Genomic DNA, 9,584 nt, shown 5'->3' with positions numbered 1-9,584 from the left:
ACCTTCGCGACGCGCAGTGCGCTAAGCCGATGCAAGTGTCGTCCCGCCATGTCGTCCTCCTTTCCTACCCACAAAACCCAACCCGCTACCCATGTTTCATGGGGAGATTGTGCAGAGCCGTGGCGGAAGTCGCAAGCATGCCGTTACCCACAAATCGCTTTGAAATCAGCGACCTACGGCGCGTTTACGGAAGTCGCCGGAATGCGCGGGAAGCCTTGACTGGCGGAAGGCAGCCGGAGTCGAACCGACCCGGGAGTGTCTGACACCCCCAACTGGATTTGAAGTCCAGCCGTACCACCGGATACGAATGCCTTCCGCGGGGAAAAGAGCCCAAAGAGCCCGAAGAACCTGAAGAACCCAAAGAGCGAGAAGAACGTCGAGCGCCTACGCCTGTACACCCACCCAACCGCTGTCAGGCCGCAGGAAGTGAAGATCGCGGTGGAAGCGAGTATACCCAACCCGATCGAAGAACTCGAGAATCTGGATCGCACGCTTGCGGCCGAGCCCGGTCGCATCGCGAAACGTCGCCGCATCGAGCCCGTCGCCGCGCGTCGGCGCGAGATGCGCCACCAGCCCGGCCAGCTCGCGCACGACGTCCGCGTGATAGAACAGGTCGCGCACGACCTGATGCACGTCGCCGCGCCGCGCGAGCTTGCGCAGCAGCGTGCGCACGGCCTCCTCCGCCGCGCCCGTGTCGCGCGCCAGATCGCGAACCCACGGCGGCTCGAAGCGCCCCGCGTGAATCAGCGGCAGCAGTTGCTGCGCCAGCGCTTCCTCGCGCGCATCGAAACTCACCGAATGCGACGGCAGATGCAGCCACGGCCCGCTTCGCGCCACCGCGCCGCCCTCCACCAGCGCGTCGACCCGCGCGCGCCACAGCGCATCGCCGACGAGCGGCGCCGCCATCCGCCGCAGGCGCGCCGCATCGAGCCCCTGCTCGTCCGGCACGCGCTCGTGATACGCGCGCAGCGTGTCGATCGCCCGCGCCTGCAGCGCGTCCCAGTGCGCCCGCGCGATCACCGTGCCGTCGTTCGACGCGCGCTCGCGCTGGCCGATCGACAGTGCGTCGTCCGGCAACGCCAACGCGTCCGGCGCGAACCCCGTCAGGTGCGTGAGCGTCGTGCGTGCGATACCGAGCCGCGCCTGCGCGAGCAGTGCATCGAGCCGCCCTTCGTCGAGCCACGCCGCCAGCGCGTCGAGCCATGCGCGGCGCGCGGGCGTGCGACGCTTGCGCGCGGGACCGAACGGGTCGAGCACGCGACCGCCGCCGACGGTGCGCGTCGCCTGCGGATTGCGGACGATGAAGCGATCGCCCGGCAGCGCGAACACCGGTTCGTCGAACACCAGTTGCACGCGCATCGTCTGGCCGGCCGCCAGCGTATCGCCGTCGAGCAGCGCGACGTGCGCGACGCGATGCAGCGTGCCGAGATGCACGTGCAGCGGCGCCCAGTGCGTCAACGTGAGCCCCGCATCGGCCAGCAGCGTCAGTTCGACGTCGAGACGCGGCGACGTCGCGACGAGCCGCGCATCCGCGACGGTATCGCCGCGCTCGACGTCCGCCTTGTCGACGCCGGCCAGGTTCAGCGCGCAGCGCTCGCCCGCGCGGCCCATCTCGACCGCCCGGTTCTGCGCATGGATGCTGCGCACGCGCGCCGCGCCGCCGGTGCGCACGATCGCAAGCGTGTCGCCGGTCGCCACGCGGCCCGCGAACGCGGTGCCCGTCGCGATGGTCCCCTGCCCGGCCAGCGTAAACACGCGATCGACCGCGAGCCGGAACAAGCCGTCGTCGCGGCGCGCACGCCACGCGAGCGCCGCATCGGCGAGATGACACTTCAATGCGGCGACGCCCGGATCGTCCTCGCGGGTCGCGCAGGTTTCGAAGATCGGCGCGCCATCGAGCGTCGAGCCGTGCAGCCACGCGGCAATCTCGTCGCGCGCCGCCGACAGCCGTGCGGCGTCGACGCGATCGCACTTCGTCAGCGCGACCGCGCCATGCGCGACGCCAAGCAGTTGCAGGATCGCGAGATGCTCGCGGGTCTGCGGCATCACGCCGTCGTCGGCGGCGATCACGAGCAGCGCGAAGTCGATGCCGCTCGCACCGGCCGCCATCGTATGAATCAGCTTCTCGTGGCCCGGCACGTCGATCAGGCCGAGCACGTCGCCGTTCTCGAGCGGCGTATACGCATAGCCGAGTTCGATCGAGATGCCGCGCGCCTTCTCTTCCTTCAACCGGTCGGTATCGACGCCCGTCAGCGCCCGCACGAGCGTCGTCTTGCCGTGATCGATATGTCCCGCGGTACCGACGATCATGCAGCCGGCCCCGCGATCCGCACGCATTGCGCGACGAATGCCGCTTCATCGGCCGCTTCGAGGCAGCGCAGGTCGAGCCGCAGCGCATTGTCGGCGATGCGGCCGATCGCCGGACGCGGCCAGTCGCGCAGCCGCTTCTCGAGCTGCGCGAGTGCACGGCCGCCGCGCTTGCCGTCCGGCGTGCGCACGACGAGCCCGGCGCTCGGCAACTGGTCGACCGGCAGCGCGCCGCTGCCGATCTGGCTGAACATCGGCTCGACCTGCACATCGAAGCCGCTGCCGAGCGCGGCCTGCAACGCCGGACGCACGCGCTCGGCGGCCTCCGCGATCTCGCGCTGCGGCCGCGTCAGCAGACGCAGCGTGGTGAGCCGCTCGCGCAGGAATTCCGGCGCCTGGTAGAGCCGCAGCACGGGTTCGAGCGCGGCGAGCGTCAGCTTGCCGACCCGCAGCGCGCGCTTGAGCGGATGTTGCTTGATCTTCGCGACGAGCGCGCGATCGCCGACGATCAGGCCGGCCTGCGGCCCGCCGAGCAGCTTGTCGCCGCTGAACGTGACGAGGTTCGCGCCGGCCGCGACGGTTTCCTGCACGGTCGTCTCGCGCGGCAAGCCCCATTGCGACAGATCGGCGAGCGTGCCGCTGCCGAGATCGACGGCCACCGGCAGCCCGTGCTCACGCGCGAGCGGTGCGAGTTCGGCCAGCGTCACTTCCTTGGTGAAGCCGCTGATCGCGTAGTTGCTGCAGTGCACCTTCATCAGCATCGCCGTGCGCGGACCGATCGCGTCCGCGTAGTCGCGCAGATGAGTGCGGTTGGTGGTGCCGACCTCGCGCAGTTTCGCACCGGCACGGCTCATGATGTCGGGAATGCGGAATGCGCCGCCGATCTCGACCAGCTCGCCGCGCGACACGACCACTTCGCGTTTCGGCGCGAGCGCGGACAGCGCCAGCAACACGGCCGCCGCATTGTTGTTGACGACGGTCGCGGCTTCCGCGCCGGTCAGTTCGCACAGCAGATCGTCGATCAGGTCGTCGCGGTCGCCGCGGCGGCCGGTGCCGAGATCGAATTCGAGGTTGACGGGTTGCGTGAGCGCGTCGACCACCGCGCGCACCGCGTCGTCGGGCAACAGCGCGCGCCCGAGATTGGTGTGCAGCACGGTGCCCGTCAGGTTGAACACCGGGCGCATGGTGCCCGCGCTCTGCGCGGCCAGGATGCGGGCGACGGCAGCCGCGATGCGCGGCTCGTCGAGCGGCTCGGCCGCCGACGGATCCTGCTGAGCAACGGCGCGCCAGCGTTCGAGTTCGGCGCGCACCGCGTTCAGCACGCGCGTTCGGCCATAGTCGGCGAGCAGCGGCTGCAGCGGCGCCGACGTCAGCACGCGCTCCACCGACGGTACGCGCGCCAGGACGGCATTCAGTTCATTCAAACCCGGTTCGGTCACGTAATGGTGGCTCCATTTCCATGCGTGGCCGGCAGCCGGCTGCCGGCGCTCGCGCGCCCGCCCCGGCTGCCTGCCGTCACTCCGCTTCGCTCGACATGTCCGGCCACAGCAGCGGGTTCGGCGAACTGCGCTGGTAGCCGGCCTCGTTCATCAGCAGGTCGAGCGTGAGGCTCGCGAGATCGTCCGCCAGCGGCTCGAACTCGTAGTCCTTCTCCTGGTAGCCGATCTTGCGATAGGTCTTGCATTCGTCGCACGACTCGGCCTTGACGGCTTCGCTGCCGCCCTCGATCCCGTGGTAAGCGATGCCCTTGGTCGAGTCGCAGTGCGAACATTTCGTGCGCACCATGTGCCACTCGGTCGTGCACAGCCCGCACTGCAGGAAACGGTAGCCCTGGTACTGGCCGCCGACGCGCACGACGCTCGCGACCGGATGCGTGCCGCACACGGGGCACAGCCCCGGCTGGTCGAGATACGGGATGTCGGCCGGTGCCACGCGGCTCGCGAGATCGGTCCAGACGACCTGCAGCGCGGCCATCAGGAACGGCGCGGTGGCCGGGTCGACCTCGGCGAAGCGCAGCGCGAGGATCGCGTCGGCCTGCGCGTCGAGTTCGGCGGGCGCCATCAGGCGCAGCCGGTCGAGCAGCTTCGCGAGCGACGGATTGACGAGCCCGGCGCTTTCGACGCGGTCGAGCAGTTCGTACAGCACGGCCCGCCACTGCGGGTTGCGCTCGCCGTCGAGCGCCGGCACGAGCGGCATCGAATGCTGCTGCGCGCGCGCGATCGCTTCGGGCGACGGCAACGGCAGGTTCAGCGCCTGCAGCGTCGCGTGCTGCGCGTCGGCAACGGTCGCCATCAGCCGCAGGTAGCCGCTGATCGGGTTCAGGTCGGCAAGCTTGCGCAGCCGGGCGGCACGCGCGGCGAACACGGTGCCGCGCTCCGGCAGGCGAAAGCGCGGAATGGCCGAATGATCGAGCGCCGAGATCTCGGTCGGTTCGAGAATGCGTTGTGTCACGAAAATGTCATCCAAATAAACAAGCGCCGACGGGTCGGCGCTTCAGGCAGTTCCGACGGCTGACGGAGCGGCCCGCCGTGGCCGGCGTACCGCTCCGCTCCGGTGCGTTATTTCACGCTTTCACGGAACCACTTCGGGTGATGCTTGCGGGCCCAGCCCAGCGTGACGGTGCCGCGCACCATCGCCCCGATCGAGCCCTTCACCCACAACGCCGCGTAAATGTGCACGATGATGCTCGCGATCAGCACGAAGGCCGCCACGGCATGCACGACGGCCGCCGCGCGGATCAACCCGATCGGGAAGTAGAACGAGAAGTAGCGCCGCCAGATCACGATCCCCGACAGCAGGAGCAGCAGCAGGCACGCCACCAACGTGAAGAATAGCAGCTTCTGTCCGGCGTTATAGCGACCGACGGGGGGCAGCTTGTCTTCCTGGTTGGTCAGCACGTCGCCGATCTGCTTCAGCCATTGACGGTCGTCCGCATCGAGCGCGTTGTGATGCCAGAAGCGCACCACGAGAATCGCGAACGACACGAACATCACGAGACCGACGAACGGATGCAGGATCCGCGTCCACTGGCCGCCGCCGAACAGCGCGGTGAGCCAGAACATCGACGGATGGAACAGCGCGAGCCCGGACAGGGCGAGCAGCACGAACGTGATCGCGGTGATCCAGTGGTTCGTACGCTCGTTCGGCGTGTAGCGGACGATCAGGTTGGGGTCGTCGTGCTTCATTTTGCGTCCTCCTTGATGCGTCGCGCCTCGTCGCGGGCGGCGGCTTCCTCGTCCTCGCTGACCTCGTTCGGACCGACCCGCGTGTAGTGGAAGAACCCGGCCAGCGCGGTCAGCGCGAGGCCGGCGACCGCGAGCGGCTTCGCGATCCCCTTCCACAGCTTCACCATCGGGCTGATCGACGGATTGTCGGGCAGCCCGTGGTACAGCGACGGTTTATCGGCATGGTGCAGCACGTACATCACATGCGTGCCGCCGACGCCCTGCGGGTCGTACAGCCCCGCATGCTCGAAGCCCCGCTCCTTCAGGTCCTCGATCCGCTCGGCCGCGTGCTGCTTCATGTCCTCCTTGGTGCCGAACACGATCGCGCCGGTCGGGCAGGTCTTCACGCAGGCCGGTTCCTGGCCGACCGCGACGCGGTCGGAACAGAGCGTGCACTTGTACGCGCGATGATCCTTCTTCGAGATCCGCGGCACGTTGAACGGGCAGCCGGTCACGCAATAGCCGCAACCGATGCAGTTCTCCTCGTGGAAATCGACGATCCCGTTGTTGTACTGCACGATCGCGCCCGGCGACGGACACGCCTTCAGGCAGCCCGGATCCTCGCAGTGCATGCAGCCGTCCTTGCGGATCAGCCACTCGAGGTCGCCTGCCGGGTTCTCGTATTCGGCGAACCGCATCACCGTCCACGAGTGCTCGGACAGATCGGACGGGTTGTCGTACACGCCGACGTTGGTGCCGACCTCGTCGCGCAGGTCGTTCCACTCCATGCATGCCGTCTGGCATGCCTTGCAGCCGATGCACTTCGATACGTCGATCAGCTTCGCGACGCTCCCGGTCACCGGTTCGCGCACCGTGGGCGGTGGCGTCGTGGTGGCCGAGACGCGCTTGATATCCAGCGATTGCAATGCCATCTCTTCCCCCTTACGCCTTTTCGACCTTCACCAGGAACGACTTGAATTCCGGTGTGTACGAGTTGCCGTCGCCCACGGACGGAGTCAGGGTATTGGCGAGATAGCCGGGCTTCGTCAGCCCCTTGAAGCCCCAGTGCAACGGGACGCCGACCGTCTGGACCTTCTTGCCCTCGATCGTCAGCGGCTTGATCCGCTTCGTGACGAGCGCGACCGCGACGATGTAGCCGCGCTTGGACGACACCTTCACGCGATCGCCGTGCGCGACGCCGACTTCCTTCGCGAGGTCTTCGCCGATCTCGACGAATTGCTCGGGCTGGATGATCGAGTTCAGCCGCGCATGCTTGGTCCAGTAGTGGAAATGCTCGGTCAGCCGGTACGTCGTCGCGACGTGCGGGAACTCCGACACCTTGCCGAACGACGCGCGGTCGTCCGGGAACACGCGGGCGGCCGGATTGTTCAGCGCCTGCGGGTTGTCAGGGTGCAGCGGGTTCGCCGCGAGCGGCGTCTCGAACGGCTCGTAGTGCTCGGGGAACGGACCTTCGTTCATCCCCGCGCGGGCGAAGAAGCGCGCGACGCCTTCCGGGTTCATGATGAACGGCCCCATCCCGTTCTCGGGCGGTTCGTCCGCCTTGAAGTCCGGGATGTCGACGCCCTTCCACGCGCTGCCGTTCCAGCCGATCAGCTTGCGGGTCGGGTCGAACGGCTTGCCGCTCACGTCGCACGATGCGCGGTTGTACAGGATCCGCCGGTTGGCCGGCCAGGCCCACGCCCAGTTCAGCGTCTGGCCGATGCCGGTCGGGTCGGAGTTGTCGCGCCGCCCCATCTGGTTGCCGGCCTGCGTCCAGGCGCCGCAGAAGATCCAGCAGCCGCTCGCGGTCGTGCCGTCGTCCTTCAGTTGCGCGAACGCGGCGAGCTGCTCGCCCTTCTTCACGAGCGTCTTGGCCGGATCCTTCGGGTCGGGCAGATCGGCGAGCGCACGGCCGTTGAACTCCATCGCGAGCTCTTCGGGTGTCGGGCTTTCCGGGTTCGCATACGGCCAGGTCAGGTTCACGATCGGGTCCGGATACTTGCCGCCGTCCGTCTGGTACATCTTGCGCATGCGCAGGAACAGCCCCGACATGATCTCGAGGTCGCTCCTCGCCTCGCCCGGCGGCTCCGCGCCCTTCCAGTGCCATTGCAGCACGCGGCTCGAACTGACGAGCGAGCCGTTTTCCTCCGCGAAGCACGTGGTCGGCAGACGGAACACCTCGGTCTGGATCTTCGACGCATCGACGTCGTTGTAGTCGCCGTGATGCTTCCAGAACTCGGACGTCTCGGTCGCGAGCGGATCCATGATCACGAGCCACTTCAGCTTCGCGAGGCCCGCGGCCGTCTTCACCTTCGACGGCGCCGCCGCGAGCGGGTTGAAGCCCTGGCAGATGTAGCCGTTCATCTTGCCGGCATTCATCAGCTCGATCACCTGCAGCAGGTCGTACTGCTTGTCCAGCTTCGGCAGGTAGTCGTAGGCCCAGTTGTTCTCGGCGGTCGCCGCATCGCCCCACCACGACTTCATGAAGCTGACGTGGAAGGCCTTGTAGTTCTTCCAGTAGCTCAGCTGGTTCGGCCGCAGCGGCAGCTGCACACGCTTCTTGAGGTAGCCGTCGAAATCCTGCTCGGCCTGCATCGGCAGCGTCATGTAGCCCGGCAGCAGGTTCGACATCAGCCCGAGGTCGGTCAAGCCCTGGATGTTCGAGTGGCCGCGCAGCGCGTTCATCCCGCCGCCGGCGATGCCGATGTTGCCGAGCAGCAGCTGCACCATCGCGCCGGTGCGGATCATCTGCGCGCCGATCGAGTGGTGGGTCCAGCCGAGCGCGTACAGGATCGTGCCGGCGCGGCCGGGCACGGCCGTCGTCGCGAGCATTTCGCACACTTTCAGGAATTTCTCCTTCGGCGTGCCGCACGTCTGCTGGACCATGTCCGGCGTATAGCGCGCGTAGTGCTGCTTCAACAGGTTGTACACGCAGCGCGGATGCTGCAGCGTCGGGTCGACCTTCACGAAGCCGTCGTCGCCGCGCTCGTAGTCCCAGCTCGATTTGTCCGGGTACGCGTGTTTCTCCGCGTCGTAGCCGGAATAGATGCCGTCGTTGAACGCGAAATCCTCGCGCACGATGAACGAGAAGTCCGTGTAGTTCTTCACGTACTCATGCTGGACCTTGTCGTTCGTCAGCAGATAGTTGATGACGCCGCCCAGGAAGACGATGTCGGTGCCGGTGCGGATCGGCGCGTAGTAGTCGGCCACCGAGGCCGTACGCGTAAAGCGCGGGTCGACGACGATCAGCCGCGCCTTGCGGTGCGCCTTCGCCTCCGTCACCCACTTGAAACCGCACGGATGGGCCTCGGCTGCATTGCCGCCCATCACGAGAATCACGTCCGCGTTCTTGATGTCGACCCAATGGTTCGTCATCGCTCCACGGCCAAACGTCGGGGCAAGACCTGCCACCGTCGGGCCATGTCAGACACGCGCCTGATTGTCGAATGCGAGCATTCCCAGACTGCGGACCGTCTTGTGCGTGAGATAACCGACTTCGTTGCTGCCCGCCGACGCGGCCAGCATGCCGGTGGTCAGCCAGCGGTTGACCTTCGCGCCGTCTTCCGCCGTCTCGACGAAGTTCGCGTCGCGGTCGGCCTTCATCAGCTTCGCGATCCGGTCGAGCGCATCGTTCCACGAGATCGGTTCCCACTTGTCCGAGCCGGGCGCCCGATACTCGGGGTGCGTCAGGCGGTTCGGGCTGTGGATGAAGTCGATCAGGCTCGCACCCTTCGGGCACAGCGTGCCGCGATTGACCGGATGGTCGGGATCGCCTTCGATATGGATGATGCTCGGCTGCGCGTTCTTCGCGCCGTCACCGAGGCTGTACATCAGGATGCCGCAACCCACTGAGCAATAAGGACAGGTGTTGCGCGTTTCGACGGTGCGCGCCAGCTTGTACTGTCGGACCTCGGCGAGCGCTTCCGTCGGAGAAAAGCCCATCAGGGCAAGACTCGAGCCGGCAAGCGACGTGGCCGTCACCTTCAGGAACTGGCGCCGGGACATTTGTAGCATGATGGTCTCGGCGTTTTTGTGGGGTGGGGTGAAACTGAAAGGAATTATAGACAGTTCAAGCAACTATGATCGAATCCTCGGATCAATACTGATTTGTCT

6 protein-coding genes and 1 tRNA gene are annotated in these 9,584 nt (G+C 67.1%); all 7 read right to left on the bottom strand.

Annotated features, from left to right (window positions below):
* Positions 1-220: 220 nt before the first annotated feature.
* The 7 genes from U5771_RS03695 to fdnG all read right to left on the bottom strand — a co-directional run bounded on the left by U5771_RS03695 (position 221) and on the right by fdnG (position 9,485).
* Positions 221-316, bottom strand: a tRNA-Sec gene (locus tag U5771_RS03695).
* Positions 317-384: 68 nt separating this feature from the next.
* Positions 385-2,310 carry a selenocysteine-specific translation elongation factor gene (selB, locus tag U5771_RS03690; RefSeq protein WP_322022701.1) on the bottom strand — a complete coding sequence of 642 codons (1,926 nt, stop codon included), beginning with the start codon at positions 2,308-2,310 and terminating at the stop codon, positions 385-387.
* Positions 2,307-3,746, bottom strand: a complete 1,440-nt coding sequence (gene selA, locus U5771_RS03685; protein ID WP_322022700.1) for an L-seryl-tRNA(Sec) selenium transferase — start codon at positions 3,744-3,746, stop codon at positions 2,307-2,309. The genes selB and selA overlap by 4 nt, the downstream gene beginning before the upstream one ends.
* A gap of 76 nt (positions 3,747-3,822) precedes the next feature.
* On the bottom strand, positions 3,823-4,758 hold the full coding sequence (gene fdhE, locus U5771_RS03680; RefSeq protein WP_322022699.1) for a formate dehydrogenase accessory protein FdhE: 936 nt from the start codon (positions 4,756-4,758) through the stop codon (positions 3,823-3,825).
* Positions 4,759-4,865: 107 nt separating this feature from the next.
* Positions 4,866-5,492, bottom strand: coding sequence for a formate dehydrogenase subunit gamma (locus U5771_RS03675; RefSeq protein WP_322022698.1), 627 nt, complete (start codon positions 5,490-5,492; stop codon positions 4,866-4,868).
* Positions 5,489-6,403: a formate dehydrogenase subunit beta gene (fdxH, locus tag U5771_RS03670; RefSeq protein ID WP_322022697.1), complete on the bottom strand. Its 915-nt coding sequence runs from the start codon at positions 6,401-6,403 to the stop codon at positions 5,489-5,491. The genes U5771_RS03675 and fdxH overlap by 4 nt, the downstream gene beginning before the upstream one ends.
* Before the next feature lie 10 nt (positions 6,404-6,413).
* Positions 6,414-9,485 (bottom strand): formate dehydrogenase-N subunit alpha, encoded by a 3,072-nt coding sequence (fdnG, locus tag U5771_RS03665; protein WP_322022696.1) that lies wholly within the window; start codon positions 9,483-9,485, stop codon positions 6,414-6,416.
* Between the last annotated feature and the right edge of the window lie 99 nt (positions 9,486-9,584).

It is taken from the genome of Burkholderia sp. BCC1977 (assembly GCF_905339595.1).
In the GTDB taxonomy this organism is placed as follows: domain Bacteria; phylum Pseudomonadota; class Gammaproteobacteria; order Burkholderiales; family Burkholderiaceae; genus Burkholderia.
The sequence above is the reverse complement of the archived record's forward strand: the minus strand, read 5'-3'. Positions and strand labels throughout refer to the sequence as shown.

Excerpts from the sequence above, each read along its gene's own strand:
- selB (WP_322022701.1), bottom strand. The coding sequence starts at position 2,310 with ATGATCGTCGGTACCGCGGGACATATCGATCACGGCAAGACGACGCTC.
- U5771_RS03675 (WP_322022698.1), bottom strand. The coding sequence starts at position 5,492 with ATGAAGCACGACGACCCCAACCTGATCGTCCGCTACACGCCGAACGAG.
- fdxH (WP_322022697.1), bottom strand. The coding sequence starts at position 6,403 with ATGGCATTGCAATCGCTGGATATCAAGCGCGTCTCGGCCACCACGACG.